The sequence below is a fragment of the Bradyrhizobium sp. genome, assembly GCF_035484855.1.
GTDB lineage: Bacteria > Pseudomonadota > Alphaproteobacteria > Rhizobiales > Xanthobacteraceae > Bradyrhizobium.
Genome location: NZ_DATHOP010000113.1, coordinates 57,398 through 81,180, shown reverse-complemented (window position 1 = coordinate 81,180; position 23,783 = coordinate 57,398). Strand labels below are relative to the sequence as shown.

Below are 23,783 nucleotides of genomic sequence, written 5' to 3'. Positions count from 1 at the left end.
ATCCAATTCTTATTCATCGAGAATCCACGTGTCCTTGGTGCCGCCGCCCTGGCTCGAATTCACCACCAGCGAGCCTTCCTTCAGCGCCACCCGCGTCAAGCCGCCCGGCACGATGGTGACGTGATGGCTGCCGGTCAGCACGAAGGGGCGCAAATCGACATGGCGCGGCGCCAGCCCCGACGCGACGCAGGTCGGGCAGGTCGACAGCGCCAGCGTCGGTTGCGCAATGAAACCTTCGGGCTCGCGCTTTAATTTGTCTCGGAACGCCTCGATGGTCGCCTTGGTGGCGGCAGGTCCGATCAGCATGCCGTAGCCGCCGGAGCCATGCACTTCCTTCACCACCAGATCGCCGAGATTGTCGAGCACGTAAGAGAGGTCCTTGGGCTCGCGGCAGCGGAAGGTCGGCACGTTCTTCAGGATCGGCTCCTCGCCGAGATAAAATCGCACGATCTCGGGCATGTAGGAATAAACAGCCTTGTCGTCGGCAATCCCGGTGCCGACCGCATTCGCCAGCGTGATGTTGCCGGCGGCATAGGCCGACATCAGGCCGGGCACGCCGAGCGCCGAGTCCGGGCGGAAGGTCAGGGGATCGAGGAAGTCGTCATCGACCCTCCGGTAGATCACGTCGACGCGCTTGAGGCCCTCGGTGGTGCGCATGAACACCTGGTCGTTCTTGACGACGAGGTCGCGGCCCTCGACCAGCTCGATGCCGAGCTTGTCGGCAAGGAATGAATGCTCGTAATAGGCGGAATTGTAGACGCCGGGCGTCATCAGCGCGACCGTCGGCTCGGCGGCGGCGGAAAGCGGGGCCACCGAGCGCAGCGCCGACAACAGCTCGTCCGGGTACTTTTCCACAGGCGCGACGCGGTGGCGCGCGAACAAATCCGGAAACAGCCGCATCATGATTTCGCGGTTTTCCAGCATGTAGGACACCCCCGAGGGCGTCCGCGCATTGTCCTCCAGCACGAAGAAGTTTTCCGGGTCGGTGCGGACGATGTCGATGCCGGCGATGTGGACATAGACGTCGTGCGGCACGTCCTGGCCGTTCATCTCGGGCCGAAACACCGGGTTCTGGAAGATCAGGTCGTCGGGGACGATGTTGGCGCGCAGCACGTCGCGGCCGTGATAGATGTCGCGCAGGAACATGTTGAGCGCGCGGACCCGCTGTTTCAGGCCCTTTTCGAGGATGCCCCATTCCTTCGCCGACATGATCCGCGGGATCACGTCGAAGGGGATCAGCCGCTCCTGGGCCTCGGCGTCGCCATACACGGCAAAGGTGATGCCGATCCGGCGGAACAGCAGTTCGGCCTCCTGACGGCGATATTCCAGGGCGTCCGGTGGCGTCTCCTTGAGCCAGCGGGAGAGCTCCTGGTAGGCCGGCCGGACCAAGCCTTCGGGCCCATTCATTTCGTCGAACGCGACTGCCATATATCCCGACTATTCCCTGCCATGCGGGACAGTGCATGATTGAAAGGGATGGTAGCAAGGCCCGGGCCAGCGCGATATGCATTCGGGGGTGCATTCGGGGGTGCATTTGGGGGAGCATTCGGTCGGGAAGGGTTGCGGCGCTGCCTAAAAAAGTGCTGCTAGCTGCTTATTTCGACAGCAAAATCTCCGTGACTTCAGGGCGCTGCTTGAGCAAGGTCGCGACAAGAAAAAGGATGAGGAGAAGCCATGAGCGAGATCGTCACCGCGGGGATTCTGGTGATCGGCGACGAGATCCTGTCCGGACGGACCAAGGACAAGAACATCGGCTTCATCGCGGAATACCTGACCAATATCGGGATCGACCTCAAGGAGGTCCGGGTCGTCGCCGACGAGGAGCCAGAGATCATCGCGGCGCTGGACGCGCTACGCAAGCGCTACGATTACGTCTTCACCACCGGCGGCATCGGGCCGACCCATGACGACATCACCGCCGACAGCGTGGCGAAGGCGTTCGGCGTCGGCATCGACCACCATCCCGAAGTGGTGGCGCGGTTTCGCGAGCGCTGGGGTGCGCAGGACCTGAACGAGGCGCGGCTGCGGATGGCGCGAATTCCGGAAGGCGCCGAACTGATCCAGAGCGCGACTATCCTCGCCCCCGGCTTCAAGCTCGGCAATGTCATCGTCATGGCGGGCGTGCCCACGATCATGCAGGCGATGATGGACATCGTCGCGCCCAAGCTGAAATCGGGGTTGAGGATGCTGTCGGATACCGTGCGCGCCAATGCGCGGGAGGGCGACATCGGCGGACCCTTGCGCCAAATCGCCAACGCCCATCCCGACACCATGATCGGCAGCTATCCTTTCACCGACGAGGAAAAGAAGCCGAACACCAATCTCGTGGTGCGCTCGCGCGATCCCGAAAAACTCAATGCGGCGATGAATGCGGTGAAGGAAATGCTGGCGGGATTGAACGTGATCCGCTAGCGGACCGGTCATTCTGGCTGCGGGGTCGCTGCGGCTTGCGGCTACCATCCGAAACGATATGGGGAGAACGACGATGGCGGAACATCCGGAACTGAGCGCGCAGGAGCGGGCGGGCAAGGCCTTTCCGGTTTCATGGGACCAGTTTCACCGGGATTGCCGGGCGCTGACCTGGCGGCTGAACGAAGTCGGGCCGTTTCATGCTGTCATCGCGATCACCCGCGGCGGGCTGGTGCCGGCGGCGATCGTGGCGCGCGAACTCGGTGTGCGCATCATCGATACCGTCTGCATCGCCAGCTACGATCACACCAAGCAGGGCGATCTGAAGGTCCTGAAGGGGATTTCCGCCGACACCGCAAAACTCGGCGGAGGCACCGGAAAGGGGCTCTTGATCGTCGATGACCTCGTCGACACCGGCAAGACCGGCCGGCTGGTGCGCGACATGATCCCGGATGCGCATTTCGCCACCGTCTACGCCAAGCCGATGGGGCGTCCGCTGGTCGACACTTTTATTACCGAGGTGTCGCAGGACACCTGGATCTTCTTTCCCTGGGACACCGCATTGTCGTTCCAGCCCCCGATCCGCGAAGGCGCGGCGTGAAAAGGCGAATGGCGAGTAGCAGATGGCGAATAGGGGATGCTCTATTCGCTACTCCCCATTCGCTATTCGCCACCTGATCATGCCCCTGCAAAACCGCGTCACACCATCAGGCGACATCATCGCTACCCCGCATCGCGGCCTCTTCACCGGCAATCGCGGCATCATCCATGATCCCGCGACCAGGACGCTGACGCGGCGCTGGGCGAACAAGGCCTGGCTCACCTGCGTCTGCGAATTCCGCGGCCGGCGGCGCAAGGTGATGGGCGGGCGCAGCTGGACCGAGCTGTTCTTTCTCGACGAGGCCACCGCGTTGTCAGCCGGGCATCGCCCCTGCTTCTACTGCCGCCGCGATGACGCTGAACGGTTTCGCGCGGCGTGGGGGCAGGGCAACGGCGTTGCGGACGTGCTGGCGCCCGACGTCGACGCGGTGCTGCATCGGGAGCGGCTCGATCGCGGCAGGAAACGGCTGCACCCGCTGCCCGTTCCGTGGCAAGGGCTGCCGGACGGGACGATGGTGCAGACGGAAGGCGAGAACTTCCTGATCGCGCAGGGCAGGGCGCTCTTGTGGTCGCCGGCCGGCTATCGCCGGGCCGGCGATGTGCTTGCGAACGCCATGCTGCTGACGCCACCCTCGACGTTGCGCGCATTATCAGCTGGGTATCTGCCGGTGCTGCATTCGAGCGCAACGCAATTCTAACGCAGTGGTCGGCCCTGCTCATCCACGGTCATCCGCGATTCGCGCAGCGTCCAGTCGCGGATGATTTGTCGGCAGCGCGCCAGCGCCGCATCGTCCGGCTGGCTCGCCGCCGCTTGCGCAGCACGCTCGACCATGGCCTTGCAGCTAACGAGTTCGATGCGGCCGTCGGCATAAGCCGGCAGCGCCGTTACGACGAATAGGGCGACCGCGGCCGCGAGTCTCGGCAAAACCCGCATCACCCGAACTTCAGCCTCGCCAGTTGCGCGCCGGCGCCGAGCGCCATCAATTTGGCTTCCGCGATGTCGCGGTGCATCGGCGCCATGCCGCAATTGGTGGTCGCCACGATATTGCTCCTCGGCACGAATTTCGACACCGCGTCGATCACGTCAGCGACGTCCTCGGCGGTCTCGACGGTGTCGCTGGCGACGTCGATCACGCCGGCCTGCACGATCTTGCCCTTGAGCAGCGCCAACAGTTCCAGCGGCACCTTGGAATTGCGGCATTCGATCGCGACCTGCTGGATCGAACTCCTGTCGATCGCCGGGAAAATGTCCTCGTATTGCCGCCACTCGGATCCCAGCGTCTGTTTCCAGTCGGTATTGGCCTTGATGCCGTAGCCATAGCAGATGTGCACCGCGGTGGCGCAGGTCAGGCCCTCGGCGGCGCGCTCCAGCGCCTTGATGCCCCAATCCGAAACTTCGTCCATATAGACATTGAAGGCCGGCTCGTCGAACTGGATCACGTCGACGCCGTCGGTCTGCAAGGCCTTGGCTTCCTCGTTGAGTAGCTCGGCAAACGCGAACGCCATCTTGACGCGGTCGCCGTAATATTTGTCCGCGATGGTGTCGATGATGGTCATCGGGCCGGGCAGGGTGAATTTCAGCTTGCGCGCCGTGTGGGTGCGGGCGATGCGGGCTTCATCGGCATGGACGCGTCCCTTAAGCGTGAGCGGCGCCACCACCTGCGGGACCATTGCCTTGTAGCGGTCTTTCCGGATTCCCATCTCGACCTTGTGGGCGAAATCGATGCCCTCGATCTTCTCCAGAAACCCGTGCACGAAATGCTGGCGCGCCTGCTCCCCCTCGGTGACGATATCGATGCCGGCATCTTCCTGCAGTTTTATCGCAAGCAGCGTGGCGTCGCGCTTGGCGCGTGCCAGCTCATCGCCTTGCGACTTCCAGGGCGCCCATAATTTGTTGGGCTCGGCGAGCCATTCCGGCTTCGGCAGCGAGCCCGCGATGGTGGTCGGAAACAGCATGAGCGCATCCCCCGGCTTTGACTTTAACCGTCTATCTGCCACGACTTGGCCGTGACGTATATATCCTCGTCATGCCCGGGCTTGTCCCGGGCATCCACGTCTTTCTTGGCTCCGTGAAGCAAGACGTGGATGGCCGGGACGAAGCCCGGCCATGACGCTGCCGAGGCTTCAATCCGACTAAAGTCTGCTCTAGGGTAGAGCGAACGACAACGGCGGAAACCCCATGATCGACCTCTATTACGCGCCGACGCCGAACGGCTGGAAGATCTCGATCATGCTGGAGGAGCTTGGGCTCCCCTACACCGTCATTCCCGTCAACATCCGCGCCGGCGAACAGTTTCGGCCGGAGTTTCTGGCCATCAGCCCGAACAACCGGATCCCCGCGATCATCGATCGCGCGCCATCCGACGGCGGCGAGCCGTTTTCGGTGTTCGAGACCGGCGCGATCCTGATCTATCTCGCCGAGAAGACCGGCCGCTTCCTCCCTGCGGACATGCGCGGGCGGTCCGTCGTCACCCAATGGGTGATGTGGCAGATGAGCGGGCTCGGTCCCATGCTCGGCCAGCACGGTCATTTCGCGCTCTACGCGTCGGAAAAAATTCCCTACGCCATCGAGCGCTACCGCGACGAGGCGATCAGGCTCTATCGCGTGCTCGACGCGCAACTGGGCAAGACGGGGGCTTACGTCGCCCGCGACTATTCGATCGCCGACATCGCCTGCTTCCCCTGGACCATGACCCACAAGGCGCAGGGCTTTACGCTCGACGATTATCCGAATGTCAAACGCTGGTACGCCGAGGTCCGCGCGCGGCCTCAGGTACAGGCGGGCCTTGCGATCGGCAAATTCGTCAAAGAGCCGTTCGACGACGAGGCGCGCAGGAACATGTTCGGGCAAAGGGCGAAGGAGATCGCGGGGAAGAAGTGAGGGCTCGTCATTCCGGGGCGATGCGGAGCATCGAACCCGGAATCTCGAGATTCCGGGTCTGGTCCTTTGGACCATCCCGGAATGACGGTTAGGCCAATCCACCCGACACAGCGGACCAACAAAACAAAAGGAAACGTCATGATCGAATTCTTCCTCGACTGCTCCAGCCCCTGGACCTATCTCGCCTTTCACAACATCCAGCCGCTGGCGAAGGAGTTCGGCGCGGAGATCATCTGGCGCCCGATCCTGGTCGGCGGCATCTTCAACGCCATCAATCCCAGCGTCTATGCCGCGCGCCAGCATCCGGTGGCGGCCAAGGACGCCTACCAGAAGAAGGACCTCGCGGATTGGGCGCGTTCCGCCGGGCTCGTCATCAATGCGCGGCCGACGGTGTTTCCGGTGAACAGCGTGAAGGCGATGCGAGGCTGCATCTTTCTGGCCAAGGACTTGGTCCCGTTCGCGCGCGCGGTATTCGAGGCCTATTGGAGCCATGACAAGGACATCTCGAAGGACGCGGTGCTCGCGGAAGTCTGCAAGCGCGTCGGCGTCGATCCCCAGAAATTCCTTGCCGGCATCTCCCAGCAGGCGATCAAGGATCAGCTCAAGGCCAACACCGATGAGGCGATGGCGCGCGGCGGCTTTGGCTCGCCGACTATCTTCATCGACAGGACCGACATGTATTTCGGTAATGACCGGCTGCCGCTGGTGCGCGAGGCGCTGGCGCGGCGAAAAGCGAGCGCCGCCTGATGCCGAAGGCGGTGGTCTGCCGCGAACTCGGCCCGCCCGAAGGGCTGCGGCTGGAAACCTTTGCATCGGCGCCGCTGAAACCGGGTGGGGTGCGCGTCGCCATCCATGCCGCTGGCATCAACTTTCCCGACATCTTGATGGCGGCCGGCGAGTACCAGCTCAAGCCGGAATTACCGTTCACCCCGGGCATGGAGGCCGCCGGCGAGGTGGTCGAGGTCGCCGACGCGGCCGAAGGCGTTGCGATCGGCGACAAGGTGATCGTCAAGCTGCGACATGGCGGCTACGCCAGTGAGGCGGTGGTCACGCCGGCGCAGATCACGCCTTTGCCATCGACGTTCGACTTCGCCGAGGGCGCGACATTCCTTGCCGCCCACGGCACCGCCTATCACGGGCTGATCGACCGCGGGCAGCTCCGATCAGGCGAAGTGCTGTTGGTGCACGGCGCCGGCGGCGGCGTCGGGCTTGCGGCGGTGGAAATGGGGAAAATGCTGGGGGCGACCGTGATCGCTGCGGCCTCTTCCGAGGAAAAACTCGCGGTAGCGCAGGCGCGCGGCGCCGATCATCTCGTGCTCTACAGCCGCGAGCCGTTTCGCGACGCCGTCAAGCGCCTCACCGACGGGCGCGGGGTCGACGTCGTCTATGACCCCGTCGGCGGCGAAATCTTCGAAAATTCATTGCGCTGCATTGCCTGGGGCGCGCGGCTGCTCGTGATCGGTTTCACCGGCGGCATCGGACTTGCCCGCACCAATCTGTTGCTGATCAAGGGCGCCAGCGTGCTCGGCGTCCGCGCCGGGGAAGCGGTGCGCAAAAATCCCGCGCTCGGTGAAGTCAGGCAAAGGAAGTTGCTGGAATGGGCGGAGGCCGGAAAGATCCGCCCCAACGTGTCGCACCGCCTTCCGCTGGAAGATTACGCGCAGGCGATGCGGCTGTTGATCGACCGCAAGGCGATCGGACGGGTGGCGCTGATGATGAGCTGATCCCCGTCATTCTGAGGTGCGAGCTCTTGCGAGCCTCGAAGGATGACGGAGCCCGTGGCCATCCTTCGAGACGCGCGCAAGAGCGCGCTCCTCAGGATGACGGTGGAATTGCGGCTGCTCGCCTTACTCATACTCCCGCTCGTGCCACCACGGGAAATAATCCGGCATATCAGCCGATACCTTGTCCTTGAACAGCGCGGGGCGCTTTTCCAGAAACGCGACCACGCCTTCCTTCACGTCGCCCGATCGCCCGCGCGCGTAAATGCCGCGGCTGTCGACCTTGTGGGCTTCCATCGGGTCGTCGGCGCCCAGCATGCGCCACATCATCTGGCGGATCAGCGCCACCGACACCGGCGCGGTTTTCGCGGCGATTTCGCGGGCCAGCGCGCGTGCGGTCGGCAATAGCTCATCCGGCGGCACCACCTTGCTGACGAGGCGTCCGACGAGCGCCTCCTGTGCCGGAAATACCCGGCCGGTAAAACACCATTCCAGCGCCTGCGCGATGCCGACGATGCGCGGCAAAAACCAGCTTGAGGCCGCTTCCGGCACGATGCCGCGCTGGGAAAACACAAAACCGAAACGGGCGGCTTCGCTCGCAATCCGGATATCCATTGCGAGCTGCATGGTGACGCCGATGCCGACGGCCGGGCCATTCACCGCCGCGATCACGGGTTTCAGGCATTTGAAGATGCGCAGCGTCAGCTGGCCGCCGCCGTCGCGCACATTGGGATCGCTGTAGTCGACCTTGCCGTCGGCAAGCCGCTTCACCGGCCCGCGTCGCGCGTCGCGATCGAAAGTGTCGGCGCCGGAGGAGAGATCGGCGCCGGCGCAGAAGCCGCGGCCGGCGCCGGTGACGATGATGGCCCTGACGTCGTCGTCCGCGTCGGCGGCATCGAGCGCGTCGATCATCTCTCGCAGCATCACGCCGTTGAACGCGTTGAGCTTGTCGGGCCGGTTCAGCGTGATGGTGAGGATCTGCTCGGCGACCTCGTATTTGATCGTCTCGTATGCCATCGGGGTTTCCTCTCGGGTGTTTTTTTGCGCCGTCATTCCGGGGCGATGCCAACGGGTCCGGCCTCTGGCCGGCCCGATGACAGGCTCCGCATCGAACCCGGAATCTCGAGATTCCGGGTTCGCGCTTCGCGCGCCCCGGAATGACGATGAGTTTATTTCACCGGCGGCGCCGGCCACGGCTTCTGCGGCCCGCGCAGGCCCTCGAACGCCTTCGCCATGCCGAGCACGCCGAGATCGTCGAAGCGGCGGCCGACGATCTGGACGCCGATCGGAAAACCTTGGGCGCCAAAACCGCCATTGATCGAGACAGCCGGATTTTCCGCCATGTTCCACGGCACGGTGTAGGCGATGTGCTCGAACGGCTTTGCGGGATCGTTGATGGGGGAAGCGCGTTCGGCGGCGAAATTCACCACCGGCGACACCGGCGAGATGACGTAATCGAGATCGCAGAACAGCTTTGCCGCGGCCGAGCGGATCGCCATGGTGGCATTGAAACCCCTGACGACGTCTACGCCGGAAAGCTTTGCGCCGCGCTCCGCCCATTGCACGATATAGGGCAGCGCCTTGGCGCGCTCGCTTTCCGAAAGCCTGGAGAGATCGTCCCACATCCGCGCCCGCCAGAAATCGTCGAGCCCGTCGAGCATTTCGCGGGTCAGGATACCCGGCACCTCGGTGACGACGGCGCCGGCCGCCTCGAACGCCTTGGCGGCCTTCACGGCGACCTCGCGCACTTCCTTTTCCAGCGCCTGGCCGGTGCCGGGGTCGAGCATCAGCCCGATGCGCAATTTGCGGATGGTCTTTTCCAGCGCCTTCCAGTTGATGTCGTTGGGCGGCAGGCTCATGCCGTCGCGGCGGTCGGGCCGCGACAGCACGCTCATCATCAGGGCCGCGTCATCGACGGTGCGGATCATCGGACCGGCGACGCGACCGACATAGGGCGGATCGACCGGAACCCGCCCAAAACTCGGCTTCAGGCCAACCAATCCGCACCAGCATGACGGCAGCCGTACCGAGCCGCCGATATCGGTGCCGAGATGCAGCGGGCCGTAACCGGCGGCCGCGGCCGCACCGGCGCCCGCGGAGGAGCCGCCCGGATTCTTGGTCAGGTCCCAGGGATTGCGGGTGAGGGGATGAAAACTCGACAAGCCCGACGACAGCATGCCGTAATCCGGCATCGTGGTTTTGGAAAAGATCACCGCACCCGCCTCGCGCAGGCGCGCCGCCGGCGGCGCATCGGCTGTGGCCGGCACCAGTTTTACGCTGGCCGCGCCCAGCGGCACCGGCACGCCCTTGGTCGCGATATTGTCCTTGATGGTGGCGGGGACGCCGTCGAGCGTGCCCATCGGCTCGCCCTTTTGCCAGCGTTCCGTCGAGGCCTTTGCGGTGGCCCGCGCGCCGTCGGGATCGAAGGCGTAGAGCGCCTTGATGTGCGGCTCCCACAGCGCGATATGCGACAGCACGTCTTCCAGCACTTCGGAGGGCGAGAATTGCCTGGCCCGAAAACCCGCGAGCAGGTCGTGGGCGGAAAGGTCGTGCAGCGAGGTGACCGCTTCCTGTGACATCGATTTATGCATGGGCACCCGCCGGTAGCCGTGTCTCGATGATGCGCGCGAACACGCTGGCGCCGATGGGCAGGATCTTGTCGTCCAGCACATAGCCGGGATTGTGCACCGGCACCGATCCCTCATGGCCGACCCAGAAATAGGCGCCGGGCACCGCCTGCATCATGTCGGCGAAATCCTCGCTGCCCATCTTCGGCTGGGTCCGGGTGATGACTTTGGCGGGATCGACCACGGTGCGCGCCGCGGCCTCGACCACCCGGGACTGTTCCTCCTGGTTGACCAGCACGCTGAACGTGTCGCGGATATCGGCTGTGATCTCGACCTGGAACGCGGTCGCCATGCCGGCGCAGAGCGCGCGCATCCGCTCGCGGATCAGCGCGCGCGTCTCATCGGAGAAGGCGCGCACGGTGCCGCAGAGTTTGGCTTCGCCGGGGATCACATTGTAGGCGGACCCGGCATGGAACTGGGTGATCGACAGTACGGCGGGCGAATGCGGATTGACGTTGCGGCTGACGATGGACTGCAGCGCCTGGCCGAGCGACATCGCGATCACGATCGGGTCCTTCGAGCGCTCCGGCATCGCGCCATGCGCGCCGTAGCCATGAATGGTGATGTCGAAGAAGTCGGCGCCGGCCATCGCCGGCCCCGGCAGGATCGCGACCTCGCCATGGTTCAGGTCCGGCGCATTGTGCAGCCCGTAGACCTCGTCACAGGGGAATTTCTCGAACAGCCCGTCCTTGATCATGGCGCGCGCGCCGCCGAGGCCTTCTTCGGCGGGCTGGAAGATGAAATGCACGGTGCCGTCGAAATTCCTGGTTTCGGCGAGATAGCGTGCGGTGCCGAGCAGCATGGTGGTGTGGCCGTCATGGCCGCAACCATGGAATCGCCCGGGAATGGTGGAGCGCCATTTCAAATTGGTGTTTTCCTCCATCGGCAGCGCATCCATATCGGCGCGCAGGCCGATGCGTTTGGTGCCGCTGCCGTTACCCCTGAGTACGCCGACCACGCCGGTGCCGCCGAGCCCCCGATGCACCTCGATGCCCCATTGCGTCAGCTTGTCGGCGACGATTCCCGACGTGCGGACTTCCTCGAAGCCGATCTCGGGATGGGCGTGCAGATCCCGACGGATCGCGGTGAGTTCGTCGGCGAAGGCTTCGATGCGGTCGATGGTGGGCATGTGATCTATCCGGTTGAGCGTGACTTGGTTGCGGGAATGAAAGCGGGACCGTTCGGCTTGAGGCGAATGCCCGGACGCAGCCGCGTCCAGGGCAGAGCCGCGGTGTCGGCGGGCATCGCGCCGGGTGCGGCGCAGATCAGCAGCTTTTCCGCGATCGGTTCGAAATCGGCGCGGAAATGCACCGAGCTCTTGTTGACGAGAATGGCCTGTTCCATCGGTTCGATGCCGACATAGCGGTACATCGATTGGTCCGCAAGCTGCGCCTTGTAAGAGGCCACGACCACGCTGATGCCGCCGATCCGCAAACAGGCCGACGGTCCCATGTCCATGTCGCGGCCGCCATAATAGGGGCCGGAGGCGACGAACTCGCCGTCGGACAGTTTCTCGACGACGAATGTTTCCTTGTACGGCGCATCATTCGGGATGCCCGACTTGCCGCCGAGCGCGAGCGTCACGGTTGACCCGACGCCGGCGGCATGCGCGGCCTTGGCGGAAGCGGGATCGCAGATTGCGCCGATCGCCGCGCGCTGCGCCTTGTTGTGGACCAGCGCGCGCAGCATGCCCGTGGTGTCGGAATCGCCGCCGGCGCCCGGATTGTCCTGGGTGTCGGCGATGACGATCGGCTTCTTCGCCGTCTTTGCCAGTTCCATCGCAAGCCGCACGCCCTCGTCGGGCGAATAAATGCGGCCGTCGAAATCATCTTCGTGACTCTCGACCAGCGCGGCGAGTTGATCCGCCGCCGCATCGGCATCGGCTTGCGTTCGGCCATAGGCGAACACGCTCGGCCCGCAGTGACAAAAGTCCGCCGCCGGAAAACCCGGCGCGAAGGACAGCGTCGGAACCGCCTCGCTCTGCATCTCCGCCAGTTTCTGGTAGATGCCCTTGGCCGGCTGGTCGTTGGTGCATTGCCAGCTGATCGGAATCAGGAACGGCAATTGCCGGAACGCCTTTGCGAATTTCTGCCTGGTGCCGAGCAGCAGCGCCAGATGCCTGGCGGCGGCGCGGCCGGTGTCGGCCATGTCGACATGCGGATAGGTGCGATAGGCAATCAGCGCGTCGGCATGCTCGACCATTTCCGGCGTGACATTGGCGTGCAGGTCGAGGCTGGCCACCAGCGGCAGGTCGCGGCCGATGACCTCACGGACGCGCCTCAACACTTCGCCTTCGCCGTCGTCGAAATGCTCCGACACCATGGCGCCGTGCAGATCGAGATAGACCGCATCGAGCGGACCCGCCGCTCGGATGCGCTCGATCATGTCGGTGACGATGCGCTCATAGGCATCTTTGGTCACGTGCGCGGACGGGCTCGCCGCAGCCGAAATCGTCGGCGCCAGTTCCCAGCCCTGCGCTTCCGCCGCCGCGACAAAGCCCGCGAGCCCGACATTGATGTCGCGCATGACCTTGAGCATGTCGGTGCCCACGGCCATCGACGGCCAGCCGCCGCCATGCACGAAGTCGTCATAGACAGCCTTCGTCGGCGCGAAGGTGTTGGTCTCGTGCAGGAAGCCGCCAATGGCGATGCGGGTCATTCAGTCTGTCTCGGCGAATGTTTCGCGCGCAACGTTAGCCCCGTCGTTGCGAGAAGCGCAAGCGACGAAGCAATCCGTCCTCGCATGGCTCCGCGGTATTTCTGGATTGCTGGGCGCGTGCAGAACCTCTCCGCGTCATTGCGAGGAGCCCTTGCGACGAAGCAATCCCGTTTTGCATGCCGCGCGGGCGGTACGGATTGGCTTGCACTGTCGTTTCACCGTCATTGCGAGCGAAGCGAAGCAATCCATCTTTCTTTGTCGCGTCAAGATGGATTGCTTCGTCGCAAGAGCTCCTCGCAATGACGGCTATTCTGCGGCCCCCGCCGCCGCCGCCACCGGCCTGAAATTCGCAAAATCCCAGCCCCGTCCGGGCGCGGCCTCGAGCAGTTGTCGTGTATAGGCCTGTTGCGGATGGGTCAGCACCTCGGCGGCCGGTCCCTGTTCGACGATGCGGCCGTGTTGCATCACGGCGACGTCGTCGCAGATTTGTGCGGCGACGCGAAGATCGTGGGTGATGAACAACAGCGCGATGCCGAGCCGGGTCTGGATTTCATCGAGCAGTTCCAATACCTGCGCCTGCACGGAAACATCGAGCGCGGAGACCGCCTCATCGGCCACCAGCACGTCCGGATCGAGCGCCAGCGCGCGCGCGATCGCGATACGCTGGCGCTGGCCGCCGGAAAACTGGTGCGGATAGCGCGAGATGGCGTCGACCGGCAGGTCGACCAGTTCCAGCAGTTCGCGCGCTTTCGCGATCGCCTGCACATGCGGCATGCCGTAATTGATCGGGCCCTCGGCGATGGTCTCGCCGACCGTGATGCGCGGATTGAGCGAACGATAGGGGTCCTGGAAGATGATCTGGATCTTCTTGCGGTGCGGCTGCAGCAGCCGTCGCGACAGTTCGGAGATTTCGCGGCCCGCAAGCCGGATGCCGCCCGAGGTCGGATCGATCAGCCGCACGATGCAGCGCGCCACCGTCGACTTGCCGGAGCCGCTTTCGCCGACGATCCCGAGCGTGCGGCCCTTGCGCAAGGTGAGGGTGACATCTTTGGCGGCCGCGACTTCGCGGGTTTTGCCGAACAACGAGCGTTCGCGATAGACTTTTCCGAGTTCGTTGGCCTCCAGCACCACCGGCTCCGTCGTATCCGCGCGAGGCCGGCGCGGCACCAGCGACGGCACCGCCGACAGCAGGTTGCGGGTATATTCCATGGTGGGGTCGCGCAGGATGGCATCGAGCGTGCCGGTCTCGACCAGCCGTCCCCCGCGCATCACGGCCACCCGATCGGCAATCTCGGCGACCACGCCCATGTCATGGGTGATGAACAGCACGGCGGTGCCGTGATCGCGCTGCAAGTCGCGGATCAGGGTCAGGATCTGCTTCTGCGTGGTGACGTCGAGCGCGGTGGTCGGCTCGTCCGCGATCAGAAGTTTGGGCTCCAGCACCAACGCCATTGCGATCATGATGCGCTGGCGCTGGCCGCCCGACAGCCGGTGCGGATAGGAGGCAAAGATACGCTCGACCTCCGGCAGCCGCACCTGCTCCATCATCGCCAGAATGCGCTGGCGCCGGGCGCGGGCATCGAGATCGGTATGGGCGCGCAGCACCTCGTCGATCTGGCGGCCGACCGGCACCACCGGATTGAGCGCGGTCATCGGCTCCTGAAAGATCATCGCCATGGTGGTGGCGCGCAGCTGTCGCAGGCGGCGATCGCTGGCCGTGAGCAGCTCCTCGCCGACCAGTTTGATGCTGCCGCCTGACGGCACCAGCGCGCCCTTCTGTAACAGGCCCATCACCGTCAGCGAGGTCACGGATTTACCCGACCCGCTTTCGCCGACCAGGCACAGCGTCTCGCGTTCGCTGACCTGCAGCGAGATGCCGTCGATGATTTTTTCGGTGCCGGATCTCTTGCCGAGGCTGACCGCGAGATTGTCGATTTCGAGGATGGGGTTGGTCATGCCACAACCCTCTCGCCGTCATTGCGAGCGAAGCGAAGCAATCCATACTTCGTCATTCCGGGGCGATGCGAAGCATCGAACCCGGAATCTCGAGATTCCGGGTCTGGTGCTCCGCACCATCCCGGAATGACAGCGTGTGGATGAAGAGTCACTTCCCGCCCTCCCGCTTCTTCATGCGGGGGTCGAGCGCGTCGCGGGCGGCGTCGCCGATCAGGTTGACGCTGAGAATCGCGATCGACAGCAGCAGTCCCGGCCAGAAGATCAGTGATGGTTTGATCTGAAAATAGGCGCGGCCCTCGGCCATGATGTTGCCCCAGGTCGGGGTTTCCGGGCTGATGCCGGCGCCGAGAAACGACAGGATCGCCTCGGTGAGGACGGCGGAGGCGCAGACATACGTGCCTTGCACGATCAGCGGCGCGATCGTGTTCGGCATCAGATGCCGCCACATGATTTTCGGCAGGCTGGAGCCGACGGAGATTGCCGCCTCCACATACGGCTCCTCGCGCGCCGACAGCACCACCGAACGCACCAGCCGCGCGACGCGGGGAATTTCGGGAATGGTGATCGCGATCATCACCGTCATCAGGCTGGCGCCCGACAGCGAGACCACGGCGATCGCCAGCAGGATGCTCGGGATCGCCATCAGGCCGTCCATCACCCGCATCATCACGGCGTCGACCCATCGGAAGAAACCGGAGACGAGACCGATCACAAGCCCAATGCCGACGCTGATCACGGCGGCGCCGAGGCCGATCAGAAGCGAAATCCGGCCGCCAAAAAGGATGCGCGACAGCAGGTCGCGGCCATAGCCGTCGGTGCCGAGCAAAAATTGCGCGCTGTTGGGCTTTAGCCGTAGCGCTGGCGCCAGCAGCTGCGGATCGTGCGGCGCCAGCCATGGCGCCAGGATCGCGGAGGCTATGATCAGCACGAGGCAGATGGCGGCGGTAGCGATGATCGGGGTCGCCGTGAGAAAGCCGAGCCCCGGCCGGAACGGCGTGGTGATGGGTATCGATGGTTCGGGAAGGGTTTCGATCGCCATCAGCATCTGACCTTAATAGCGGATTCTGGGATCAAGCAGCGTGTAGGCGACGTCGATCAGGAGGTTGACGGTGACATAGATCAGCGAGGTCAACAGGATCATCGCCTGAATCACCGGATAATCGCGCGCCAGCACGGCATCGACGGTGAGGCGGCCGATGCCGGGCAGGTTGAACACGCTTTCGGTGACGACGACGCCCGAGATCAGCAGCGCAAAGCCCGAGCCGATCACGGTGATGACGGGCACCGCGGCGTTGCGCAGGCCGTGGCGTAACAAAACGGCGCTCTCATTGATGCCTTTGGCGCGGGCGGTGCGCACGTAGTCCTCGCCGAGCACGTCCAGCATCGAGGCCCGCGTCATCCGCGCGATCAGCGCGACATAGATAAAGGACAGCGTCAGCGTCGGCAGGATGATGCGTTCGAGGAACGGACCCAGACCCGCCGTGATGCTCTTGAAGCCCTGCACCGGCAACCAGCGCAGGTCGATGGCGAAAACCTGGATCAGCACATAGCCGATCACGAACACCGGCACCGAAAAGCCGACCACGGACAATCCCATCACGAAACGGTCGATCCAGGTGCCTTGCTTCCAGGCCGCGATCACCCCGAGCGGCACCGCGATCAGCACCGACAGGATGATGGTGGACAGCGCGATCGAGATCGACGGCTCGACGCGCTGGCCGATCATCTGCAGCACCGGCACGTTGGAGATCAGCGATACGCCGAGATCGCCGTGCAGGAGTTTTCCGATCCAGGTGAAGAATTGCGTATAGAGCGGCTCGTGCAGCCCGAGCGAGACGCGGATGCGCTCGAGCTGCTCGGGGGTGGCATTGTCGCCGGCGATGATCGCGGCAGGATCGCCCGGCGTCAGCCGCAACAGAAAAAACACGAACAGCGCCACCACGCCCATCACGGGAATGGCAGCCAGCACGCGGCGAAGCAGGTATCCGAGCATCAGCCGCTCCGTCGTCCCTGCGAAAGCAGGGACCTATACGCCGCGGCCCTCATTTTTTTAGACGCCGTTCGACGGCTTTGGTGCGACAATTGACGACAGTGGTTATGGGTCCCTGCTTTCGCAGGGACGACGAATGGGGTTTGCGGAACGCTCCGGTAATCCATCATCATACCACTCTCGCATTCTCTGCCGCCCCGATGGAAGGATTTAGCAAATCCTGTGCCATGAGAGCTCCCATCGGCAACCCTCGTCATGCCCGGCCCTGTGCCGGGCATCCACGTCTTACTTCGTTGCAAGAAAGAAAGACGTGGATGGCCGGGACGAGCCCGGCCATGACGAAAAAATTCGGTCACTCCAGCGTCGCCAGCAGTCCCGCCATCAGCCTCCCGCGTTCGGCGAGGCTGTCGACTTCGATATGTTCGTTGTGGGTATGCGGATCGGCGCCGCGGACGCCCAGCCCGTCGAGGGTCGGGATGCCCATCGCGCCGGTGAAATTGGCATCCGAGCCGCCGGCGGCGCTGGCGTGGGGAAGCTCCTTGCCCATCGCTTTGGCAAGCCCGCGCGCTTTTTCGTACAGCGCCATGGTGGCGGCATCCGGCTCCCACACCGGCCGTGTCACGCCGCGGGTCACCTTGAACATCACGTCGTTGGAGGTCGAGTTCAGCGCCAGCATCCGCTCGACGCCGCGGTCGAGGTCGCCCTGGCGTTTGGCCATGCTCAAGGCCTCGCCGGTGCAGGTGGTGGCGACGCAATTGACCCATTGGCCGCCATGCACGATGCCGACCGAAAACGTGCAGTCATCGCTCGTCATGCCGTCGATGGCGATGATCTGCCGCGCCATTTCGCGGATCGCGGAACGGCCGGCCGAGAGATTGGCGCCGGCGTGGCTGGCCCTGCCGGTGGCCTCCAGGTTGAAGCGGGCGATGGCGTAGCGCCCGGTGACGACGCCGTTATTGGCGCGGCCCGGCTCCGGCACCAGCACATATTTGTTGCGCGCGGCTTCCGCCTCGATGATGTCGCGGGTCGAAGGCGTGCCGACTTCCTCGTCGGGCGTGAACAAGACTGTGATCGGCAGCGGCGTGGTGAAGGCCGCGCGCGCCAGTTGCCGGATTGCTTCGAGCGCGAGGTAGCTGCCGCCCTTCATGTCGTAGATGCCGGGGCCGAAGCATTTGTTGCCTTCGCGCCGGAACGGCAGGCCGTTTTGCAGCGTGCCTATGGGATGCACGGTGTCGAAATGGCCCGCGATCAGGATTCCCGGCTCGCCCGCCTTCGGGTGCGGAAACCGCGCCCGCACGCAGCCGCCAAAACCTTGCCGGCCGGCGATGCGCTCGATCGAGGCACCCATGATCGCCATGTCGCGCGCGGCGATATCGAGCATGCGGTCGACGGCGGCTGCGTCCCAGGTCGGGCTTTCGCACTCCACCCAAACGCGCAGTCCCTGCAGCATGGCCTCGGAATCGAACGGAAGGTTGGCGGGGTTCATGGAGAATCTCTTGAGGTTAGGGCTGGGGTTAGGGCCGGCATCGGCGGTGCGTGGTCGGCAACCGCAGGCTTACGAGAATGACCGGCGATCGATTTGTAAAGTGAAAGATGAGCGATGCGCCACGGCTGCATTCGCGGCGGGGCCATCAGACCAAAACCCGATTGACGCGCAACGCGCTTGGTGCAAGTCTCAAAATCTGAAGAGTTACAGCGTGTTAGTGCGCCCAATTAACGGCCGGCATGCATAACAAATGATCCGGCTTTGACCGGTTTCACGTCAGGAGAGACAGAATGTTCCACATCTTGCGCTGGAAACGGCCCGTCATCGCCTCGAGCATCGCGCTCTCGGTGCTGGCGTTTTCGGCCGTATCGACATCGCCGGCCGCAGCCGCCGGCAAGACCATCACCGCGGTGATGCATGCCGACCTGCGCACCCCCGGCACGATGACGACCGCCTACATCGTGCGCGATTTCGGCTACATGGTGTTCGACACGCTGGCGGCGGAGGACTCCAGCTACAAGATCCAGCCGCAGATGGCCGAATGGAAGATTTCCGACGACAAGCTCACCTATACCTTCACGCTGCGTGACGGCCTGAAATGGCATGACGGCGCGCCCGTCACGGCGGAGGATTGCGTGGCCTCGCTGAAGCGCTGGGGCAAGGCCGACAGCATGGGCCAGAAGCTGATGGATTTCACCGCCAGCATCGAAGCGCCCGATGCGAAAACCATCGTGTTGAAGCTGAAGGAGCCCTACGGCCTGGTGCTGGACTCGATCGGCAAGCCGTCCTCGCTGGTGCCGTTCATGATGCCGAAGCGGATGGCGGAATCTCCGCCCGACAAACCGCTTCCGGAGCTGATCGGATCCGGGCCGTTCAAGTTCGTGGCGAGCGAATTCCAGCCCGGCGTCAAGGCGGTGTTCGAGAAGAACAAGGATTACGTGCCGCGCAAGGAGCCGCCGAGCTGGACCTCCGGCGGCAAGGTGGTGAAGGTCGACCGCGTCGAGTGGATCACCATGCCCGACGCGCAGACCGCGGCGAACGCGCTGCAGTCCGGCGACATCGATTTCATGGAGGTGCCGTCCTACGACATCCTGCCGGTGCTTTCGGCCAACCCGGACATCAAGGTCGAAACCCTGAACAAGCTCGGCTTCCAGACCGTCGGGCGCATGAATTTCCTGTGGCCGCCGTTCGACAACGTCAAGATTCGCCGCGCGGCGCTGCTGGCGATGAACCAGAAGGATGTGCTGGACGCGCTGATCGGCTATCCCGAATATTACAAGGTCTGCGGCGCGTACTTCATCTGCGGCACGCCGCTTGCGACCGAAGCCGGCTCGGAGACCCTGGTCAAGGGCAACGGCATGGCGGAAGCCAAGAAGCTGCTCGCTGAATCCGGCTATGACGGCACGCCCATCGTGATCATGGCGCCCGGCGATGTCGTCACCTTGAAAGCGCAGCCGATCGTCGCGGCGCAATTGCTGCGCGAGGCCGGCTTCAAGGTCGACGTCCAGGCCACCGACTGGGGCACCGTGATCTCTCGCCGTACTCTGCAGAAGTCACCGAAGGAGGGCGGCTGGAACATGTTCTTCACCAACTGGGCCGGCGCCGACGTCATGAACCCGATCGTCAATTTCGCGATCGGGGGCAGGGGCAAGAACGGCGGCTGGTTCGGCTGGGCGGAAGACGCCAGGATCGAGCAGCTGAAGGATGAATTCGTGCGTGCATCCTCGCCCGATGAGCAAAAGAAGATCGCCGCCAGCATCCAGCAGGAAGCCTATGACCAGGTGATCTTCATTCCGCTCGGCGAATTCACCCAGCCGAGCGCCTGGCGGAAATCGCTGTCCGGCGTGCTCGACGGCCCGGCCACGCCGATCTTCTGGAACATCGACAAGAGCGAGTGATATCCGTTCAGCGCGCCGTGCACGGTCCTTCAGGCCCGTGCACGGCGCGGTTCCGTCTAACCGGAATCAACTCACCTTGTGAGTCGAGATGTCGATGGTCACCTTGTCGAATGACTTCTTTGCGTCCGTGGTCTCGATCATATCGATCTCGAGTTCCGTCTCGCTTGCCGTTATGATGAGATAGCCGTAGCCCTTCAGCGATTTTTCAAAGACGGCGCCGTTGACGTGCTGGCCGCTTGCGGCCGTAACCGCTGACGCCGCGTGGCCGCCGCACCCCGCCACCAGATAGGGAATCCCCACCGTAGCGCCGCCAATTTGCGCCGTCCGCGTGTAGCGCTGATAGGTATGCGAATGACCGGCAAGCATCGCGTGCGGCGCGATGCCGGCGTCATTGCACGCCTTGTCGATCTGGGCCAGCATTTCCGGGCTCCCGCTGTGGCCGCCGGAACTGTAGGCCGGATGATGCGTGGCGATCACCAGCGCCTTCTTGTCGGCCGACTGCTTGAGGTTCGTCAACGTCTTGGTCAGCCACTTGACTTGCTGGTCGTCTCCGTTCGCGCCCAGCAGATTGCCGGGACCTTCCGCGATGTTGGAATAGAGACCGATGATGTTGACGAACGGGGCCGACAACATCCAGTAGACTCCCGGCTGCGTCATTGTTTCGCGGAAGATACGGACCTCGGCCGCGGTCTTGGGAACCACGGCGCTCGGCGCGCAAAAATTGTTGATGAATTCCTTGAGCGGAACCGGATCGGTGCCGGCGAACACCTCGCCATCGTGGTTTCCGGGTATCGCGACGATCTTGCCGGGATATTTCATATAAGGTCGGTAGAATTCGTCTCGATATAACTCGGCCTTGTCGTGGCCGTAGATGACGTCGCCAAGGTGAAGGAACAGGGCAGGATTGCGCGCCCCTGCCGCGGGATCGTAATCACCGGCCATGGCTTCTGCGACTTCCTCCTGCTCGGTGTTGGCGCCACCCGGTCTGCCGGTGTCGCCCGTGGCGTGAAACCTGATCGTGCCAGCAGCCTGGATTTCGTCAGTCCCCGGCTGGCCTATGATGTCTTTCAGTTCCATGCTCGAGTCCCCGGTCGGCTTGGGTATCGGTCCGAGCTTTTGCGAGGCGAATTGCGCCATGCTTTTCGTATTGGTCGCTGGACTGACCTTGCGCTGCGCGGCGGGCGTCGTCGTGAAAAATGGATGGGCAAATCGCAACGGTGCCGACTTCGTCTTGCGCGAGCTGTCTGCCTTTGCAGGGGCCGCCTTCTTGGCAACTTTCTTAGAACTCTTGGATTTCTTGGCCATGGAATATTCCTCTCAAAACAATGGTTGGGTAAGACCACGCTGTTTACGGTGATCAACACGCCGGATTCGATTTTTCGATAAGGATGGTTCAGCGATATTATTCGCTCCCGGCCAATCGCCCGAAAACGAGCGGCCGTGGAAGCTGGGGTATCATTAGCATGACACAACTAAAAATGGTAGGATCGATCTGCCTATATATCCCGCTCGGGGGATTCACCCAGCCGACCGCCTGGCGCAAATCGCTCTCCGGCGTGCTCGACGGCCCGGCGACGCCGATCTTCTGGAATATCGACAAGAGCGAGTGAGGGGCACGGATCAGGTCCCCACGCGCAGCGGCGCGTTGAGTTTGCGCAAACAGGCGATCACCGACAGCGCGGTGATACGACCGGTGCGCGGATTTTCGCTCGGGATGTTTTCGATGGCCATCGAGAACGTCGCCGAATCCGAGACGACCTCGATGCGGTGGGTGTTGCGCTCGAGCGCTGGGTCGGCCCAGATTTCGAGCGTGGTCTTGTCGGCGCCGATGCCGGCGAGCGACAGCGCGACCGCGACGTTGAGATTGGCCGGAAACCCGATCGCAGCTTCCCGCGCGGTGCCGCTGAAGATGCGCAACGGTTTTGTGATGTCCTCGATGCGGATATCGTGCTCGACGAGATAGGGCGCGCCGACAAGGCCGCGCACCGGCTTGCGGGTGACCATCCGCACGATGCGGATCTCGCCTTCGGCCGCCGCCGTCACCGCGTCGAGGCCGATCAGCGCGCCGGTCGGCACGACGATCTGGCCGCCATGGTGCCGGGCGAGGGCGACCAGGTGCTCGTTCGTGAGCAGGGCGCCCGCGCTCAGCACGATCACGGTCTTGCCCGCCTTCAGGAACGGCTCGGCGATCGCGGGCAGCAGTTTGGCCGGCGCGCATTCGACGACGATATCGGCGAGCGGCTCGAGCTCGGCGAGTGCCACCACCGGCGGCGGGCGGTCGAGATGCGAAAGCCGCTGCGCCGCCTTGGCCAGCCCGTTGGCGGAAACCGCCGCCAGCTCGCAGCCGGGGATGCCCCGGTCGAGCGCCTCGGCGACCTTGAGCCCGATCGCGCCCAGACCTGCGACGGCGATCCGGAGCGCGGGTTTGGCTGTGCGCCCGGCGTCCTGGCGTTCGGCTGGGGCAACGTGTTTCATCGCGTGAACCTCGGATGCGGGCAACTCCCCTTCGCTTGCATCTAGCAGTTCCGGCAAGCGAAGCCCATCCCGTGGCGGCCGGTCAGGCCGGATGCGCCGCGACGTGTTCGAGCAGCAATTCGCTGACCCGATCGGGCGCCTGGTCCGCCGCGAAATGGCCGACGCCTGAAAACACCTCGAAGCGATAGGGCGCGGCGACGAACTCCACCGTGCCCTCGGCCGCGATGCGGCCGACGGTGTCGTCGGCATCGCCCCAGATGTAGAGCGCGGGTACGCGGATCATCCCGAGCGGCCCGCGGATCGCGCCGCGGGCGCGATACCAGGCGAGCGCCCCCTCCATCGCCGGCTTGTTGCCGAGCACGGCCAGATGCAGCTCGATCGCTTCCGAAGGCACGCCGTTGGCCGAAAGCCGCTCGCGCAGCCATCGGGCGTTGTCGGCCAGGACGACATCGGCGGCATCGGGCTCGAGAAACGCCTTGTGGTGCTTTGAACGCTGCGCCTGCTCGCCGTCCGTCTCCAGCAGCGCACGGTTGAAGGCGTTCGGATGCGGCCGCGACAGCACCGTGAGCGAGGCGAGCCGCTCCGGACAACGATCGGCGAGCGCCCAGGCAATGCTGCCGCCCCAGTCGTGGCCCGCGAGATGAAAGCGGCGCTCGCCATGGCCGGAAGCCGAAACGATCGCCATCGCGTCGTCCATCAGCCGGTCGATATGATAGTTCGAGGGATCGCCGGTGTCCGGCCGCGCGCCGGCCGAATAGCCGCGCTGGCTCGGCGCGACCGCGCGATAGCCGGCCGCGGCCAGCGCCTCGACCTGCGCCCGCCAGCAATGCATCGATTCCGCAAAGCCGTGCAGCAACAGCACCAGCGGCGCGCCGGGTTGCCCTGCGGCGAGGGCGTCGAAGGTGAGGGCGGGGGAGATCGCGATGGTTTCCAGTTCGAGCATCGCAAATGTTCTAGATGCGCGGGCGTGGCCGGTCCACCACGGATTTCGTGCGGGCCTTGCTGCCGGTTCCTGCTGGCGCGCATCTTGCGCTGGCCCGCATCTTGCAGTTGTGTGACCATGTTCGCGATATTTGGATGCG

Annotated in this window: 22 protein-coding genes; 8 read left to right on the top strand and 14 right to left on the bottom strand. The window is 64.2% G+C overall.

All coding sequences use genetic code 11. From position 1 onward, the window contains the following. Nucleotides 1-9 precede the first annotated feature (9 nt). Nucleotides 10-1,428, bottom strand: coding sequence for a circularly permuted type 2 ATP-grasp protein (locus VK804_RS13685; RefSeq protein WP_325371355.1), 1,419 nt, complete (start codon nucleotides 1,426-1,428; stop codon nucleotides 10-12). Nucleotides 1,429-1,674: 246 nt separating this feature from the next. On the opposite strand from VK804_RS13685, the gene VK804_RS13680 reads away from it, so the two are divergent. The 3 genes from VK804_RS13680 (at nucleotide 1,675) to VK804_RS13670 (ending at nucleotide 3,707) form a co-directional block, all read left to right on the top strand. Continuing rightward, complete coding sequence (locus VK804_RS13680) at nucleotides 1,675-2,412, top strand: competence/damage-inducible protein A (RefSeq protein WP_325371354.1); 738 nt, start codon at nucleotides 1,675-1,677, stop codon at nucleotides 2,410-2,412. Nucleotides 2,413-2,485: 73 nt separating this feature from the next. Next, nucleotides 2,486-3,010, top strand: a complete 525-nt coding sequence (gene gpt / locus VK804_RS13675; protein WP_325371353.1) for a xanthine phosphoribosyltransferase — start codon at nucleotides 2,486-2,488, stop codon at nucleotides 3,008-3,010. Between the two features lie 79 nt (nucleotides 3,011-3,089). Beyond that, the gene (locus VK804_RS13670; protein ID WP_325371352.1) at nucleotides 3,090-3,707 is read left to right on the top strand and encodes a hypothetical protein; all 618 of its coding nucleotides are present in this window, start codon (nucleotides 3,090-3,092) and stop codon (nucleotides 3,705-3,707) included. On the opposite strand, the gene VK804_RS13665 is transcribed toward VK804_RS13670, so the two are convergent. Continuing rightward, nucleotides 3,704-3,934, bottom strand: a complete 231-nt coding sequence (locus VK804_RS13665; protein WP_325371351.1) for a hypothetical protein — start codon at nucleotides 3,932-3,934, stop codon at nucleotides 3,704-3,706. The two genes, VK804_RS13670 and VK804_RS13665, sit on opposite strands and share 4 nt — an antisense overlap. Nucleotides 3,935-3,942: 8 nt before the next feature. After that, entirely contained in the window at nucleotides 3,943-4,965 is a 1,023-nt protein-coding gene (locus tag VK804_RS13660; protein WP_325371350.1) for a methionine synthase, read from the bottom strand. Nucleotides 4,966-5,188: 223 nt separating this feature from the next. On the opposite strand from VK804_RS13660, the gene VK804_RS13655 reads away from it, so the two are divergent. From VK804_RS13655 to VK804_RS13645, 3 genes are all read left to right on the top strand, one after another. Then, nucleotides 5,189-5,890 (top strand): glutathione S-transferase N-terminal domain-containing protein, encoded by a 702-nt coding sequence (locus VK804_RS13655; RefSeq protein WP_325371349.1) that lies wholly within the window; start codon nucleotides 5,189-5,191, stop codon nucleotides 5,888-5,890. A gap of 138 nt (nucleotides 5,891-6,028) precedes the next feature. Then, the gene (locus tag VK804_RS13650) at nucleotides 6,029-6,637 is read left to right on the top strand and encodes a 2-hydroxychromene-2-carboxylate isomerase (RefSeq protein WP_325371348.1); all 609 of its coding nucleotides are present in this window, start codon (nucleotides 6,029-6,031) and stop codon (nucleotides 6,635-6,637) included. Further along, nucleotides 6,637-7,614, top strand: coding sequence for an NADPH:quinone oxidoreductase family protein (locus tag VK804_RS13645; protein ID WP_325371347.1), 978 nt, complete (start codon nucleotides 6,637-6,639; stop codon nucleotides 7,612-7,614). The genes VK804_RS13650 and VK804_RS13645 overlap by 1 nt, the downstream gene beginning before the upstream one ends. 123 nt (nucleotides 7,615-7,737) lie before the next feature. Here VK804_RS13645 and VK804_RS13640 read toward each other — a convergent pair whose 3' ends face one another. From VK804_RS13640 to VK804_RS13605, 8 genes are all read right to left on the bottom strand, one after another. Next, entirely contained in the window at nucleotides 7,738-8,628 is an 891-nt protein-coding gene (locus tag VK804_RS13640) for a crotonase/enoyl-CoA hydratase family protein (RefSeq protein WP_325371346.1), read from the bottom strand. A 152-nt stretch (nucleotides 8,629-8,780) separates the two neighbouring features. Then, entirely contained in the window at nucleotides 8,781-10,202 is a 1,422-nt protein-coding gene (locus VK804_RS13635; protein ID WP_325371345.1) for an amidase, read from the bottom strand. Further along, entirely contained in the window at nucleotides 10,195-11,367 is a 1,173-nt protein-coding gene (locus VK804_RS13630; protein ID WP_325371344.1) for a M20 aminoacylase family protein, read from the bottom strand. The genes VK804_RS13635 and VK804_RS13630 overlap by 8 nt, the downstream gene beginning before the upstream one ends. 5 nt (nucleotides 11,368-11,372) lie before the next feature. After that, nucleotides 11,373-12,896: a M81 family metallopeptidase gene (locus VK804_RS13625; RefSeq protein WP_325371343.1), complete on the bottom strand. Its 1,524-nt coding sequence runs from the start codon at nucleotides 12,894-12,896 to the stop codon at nucleotides 11,373-11,375. A 306-nt stretch (nucleotides 12,897-13,202) separates the two neighbouring features. Further along, nucleotides 13,203-14,852, bottom strand: coding sequence for an ABC transporter ATP-binding protein (locus VK804_RS13620; protein ID WP_325371342.1), 1,650 nt, complete (start codon nucleotides 14,850-14,852; stop codon nucleotides 13,203-13,205). Between the two features lie 148 nt (nucleotides 14,853-15,000). After that, complete coding sequence (locus VK804_RS13615) at nucleotides 15,001-15,891, bottom strand: ABC transporter permease (protein WP_325371341.1); 891 nt, start codon at nucleotides 15,889-15,891, stop codon at nucleotides 15,001-15,003. A gap of 12 nt (nucleotides 15,892-15,903) precedes the next feature. Then, on the bottom strand, nucleotides 15,904-16,845 hold the full coding sequence (locus VK804_RS13610; protein WP_325371340.1) for an ABC transporter permease: 942 nt from the start codon (nucleotides 16,843-16,845) through the stop codon (nucleotides 15,904-15,906). A 349-nt stretch (nucleotides 16,846-17,194) separates the two neighbouring features. Continuing rightward, on the bottom strand, nucleotides 17,195-18,328 hold the full coding sequence (locus tag VK804_RS13605; RefSeq protein WP_325371339.1) for a M20/M25/M40 family metallo-hydrolase: 1,134 nt from the start codon (nucleotides 18,326-18,328) through the stop codon (nucleotides 17,195-17,197). A 290-nt stretch (nucleotides 18,329-18,618) separates the two neighbouring features. Here VK804_RS13605 and VK804_RS13600 point away from each other — a divergent pair, with 290 nt between their 5' ends. Continuing rightward, nucleotides 18,619-20,226: an ABC transporter substrate-binding protein gene (locus VK804_RS13600; protein ID WP_325371338.1), complete on the top strand. Its 1,608-nt coding sequence runs from the start codon at nucleotides 18,619-18,621 to the stop codon at nucleotides 20,224-20,226. Between the two features lie 66 nt (nucleotides 20,227-20,292). On the opposite strand, the gene VK804_RS13595 is transcribed toward VK804_RS13600, so the two are convergent. Continuing rightward, on the bottom strand, nucleotides 20,293-21,531 hold the full coding sequence (locus tag VK804_RS13595) for a metallophosphoesterase family protein (RefSeq protein WP_325371337.1): 1,239 nt from the start codon (nucleotides 21,529-21,531) through the stop codon (nucleotides 20,293-20,295). 158 nt (nucleotides 21,532-21,689) lie between these two features. Here VK804_RS13595 and VK804_RS13590 point away from each other — a divergent pair, with 158 nt between their 5' ends. Further along, nucleotides 21,690-21,836, top strand: a complete 147-nt coding sequence (locus tag VK804_RS13590) for a hypothetical protein (protein ID WP_325371336.1) — start codon at nucleotides 21,690-21,692, stop codon at nucleotides 21,834-21,836. A 10-nt stretch (nucleotides 21,837-21,846) separates the two neighbouring features. On the opposite strand, the gene VK804_RS13585 is transcribed toward VK804_RS13590, so the two are convergent. Continuing rightward, nucleotides 21,847-22,701 (bottom strand): aspartate dehydrogenase, encoded by an 855-nt coding sequence (locus VK804_RS13585; RefSeq protein WP_325371335.1) that lies wholly within the window; start codon nucleotides 22,699-22,701, stop codon nucleotides 21,847-21,849. Between the two features lie 82 nt (nucleotides 22,702-22,783). Further along, nucleotides 22,784-23,644, bottom strand: a complete 861-nt coding sequence (locus tag VK804_RS13580) for an alpha/beta hydrolase (RefSeq protein WP_325371334.1) — start codon at nucleotides 23,642-23,644, stop codon at nucleotides 22,784-22,786. Nucleotides 23,645-23,783 lie beyond the last annotated feature (139 nt).

Coding starts and splice junctions, on each gene's coding strand:
- VK804_RS13685 (WP_325371355.1), bottom strand. CDS start 1,428: ATGGCAGTCGCGTTCGACGAAATGAATGGGCCCGAAGGCTTGGTCCGG.
- VK804_RS13680 (WP_325371354.1), top strand. CDS start 1,675: ATGAGCGAGATCGTCACCGCGGGGATTCTGGTGATCGGCGACGAGATC.
- gpt (WP_325371353.1), top strand. CDS start 2,486: ATGGCGGAACATCCGGAACTGAGCGCGCAGGAGCGGGCGGGCAAGGCC.
- VK804_RS13670 (WP_325371352.1), top strand. CDS start 3,090: ATGCCCCTGCAAAACCGCGTCACACCATCAGGCGACATCATCGCTACC.
- VK804_RS13660 (WP_325371350.1), bottom strand. CDS start 4,965: ATGCTGTTTCCGACCACCATCGCGGGCTCGCTGCCGAAGCCGGAATGG.
- VK804_RS13655 (WP_325371349.1), top strand. CDS start 5,189: ATGATCGACCTCTATTACGCGCCGACGCCGAACGGCTGGAAGATCTCG.
- VK804_RS13650 (WP_325371348.1), top strand. CDS start 6,029: ATGATCGAATTCTTCCTCGACTGCTCCAGCCCCTGGACCTATCTCGCC.
- VK804_RS13645 (WP_325371347.1), top strand. CDS start 6,637: ATGCCGAAGGCGGTGGTCTGCCGCGAACTCGGCCCGCCCGAAGGGCTG.
- VK804_RS13640 (WP_325371346.1), bottom strand. CDS start 8,628: ATGGCATACGAGACGATCAAATACGAGGTCGCCGAGCAGATCCTCACC.
- VK804_RS13635 (WP_325371345.1), bottom strand. CDS start 10,202: ATGCATAAATCGATGTCACAGGAAGCGGTCACCTCGCTGCACGACCTT.
- VK804_RS13630 (WP_325371344.1), bottom strand. CDS start 11,367: ATGCCCACCATCGACCGCATCGAAGCCTTCGCCGACGAACTCACCGCG.
- VK804_RS13625 (WP_325371343.1), bottom strand. CDS start 12,896: ATGACCCGCATCGCCATTGGCGGCTTCCTGCACGAGACCAACACCTTC.
- VK804_RS13620 (WP_325371342.1), bottom strand. CDS start 14,852: ATGACCAACCCCATCCTCGAAATCGACAATCTCGCGGTCAGCCTCGGC.
- VK804_RS13615 (WP_325371341.1), bottom strand. CDS start 15,891: ATGGCGATCGAAACCCTTCCCGAACCATCGATACCCATCACCACGCCG.
- VK804_RS13610 (WP_325371340.1), bottom strand. CDS start 16,845: ATGCTCGGATACCTGCTTCGCCGCGTGCTGGCTGCCATTCCCGTGATG.
- VK804_RS13605 (WP_325371339.1), bottom strand. CDS start 18,328: ATGAACCCCGCCAACCTTCCGTTCGATTCCGAGGCCATGCTGCAGGGA.
- VK804_RS13600 (WP_325371338.1), top strand. CDS start 18,619: ATGTTCCACATCTTGCGCTGGAAACGGCCCGTCATCGCCTCGAGCATC.
- VK804_RS13595 (WP_325371337.1), bottom strand. CDS start 21,531: ATGGCCAAGAAATCCAAGAGTTCTAAGAAAGTTGCCAAGAAGGCGGCC.
- VK804_RS13590 (WP_325371336.1), top strand. CDS start 21,690: ATGACACAACTAAAAATGGTAGGATCGATCTGCCTATATATCCCGCTC.
- VK804_RS13585 (WP_325371335.1), bottom strand. CDS start 22,701: ATGAAACACGTTGCCCCAGCCGAACGCCAGGACGCCGGGCGCACAGCC.
- VK804_RS13580 (WP_325371334.1), bottom strand. CDS start 23,644: ATGCTCGAACTGGAAACCATCGCGATCTCCCCCGCCCTCACCTTCGAC.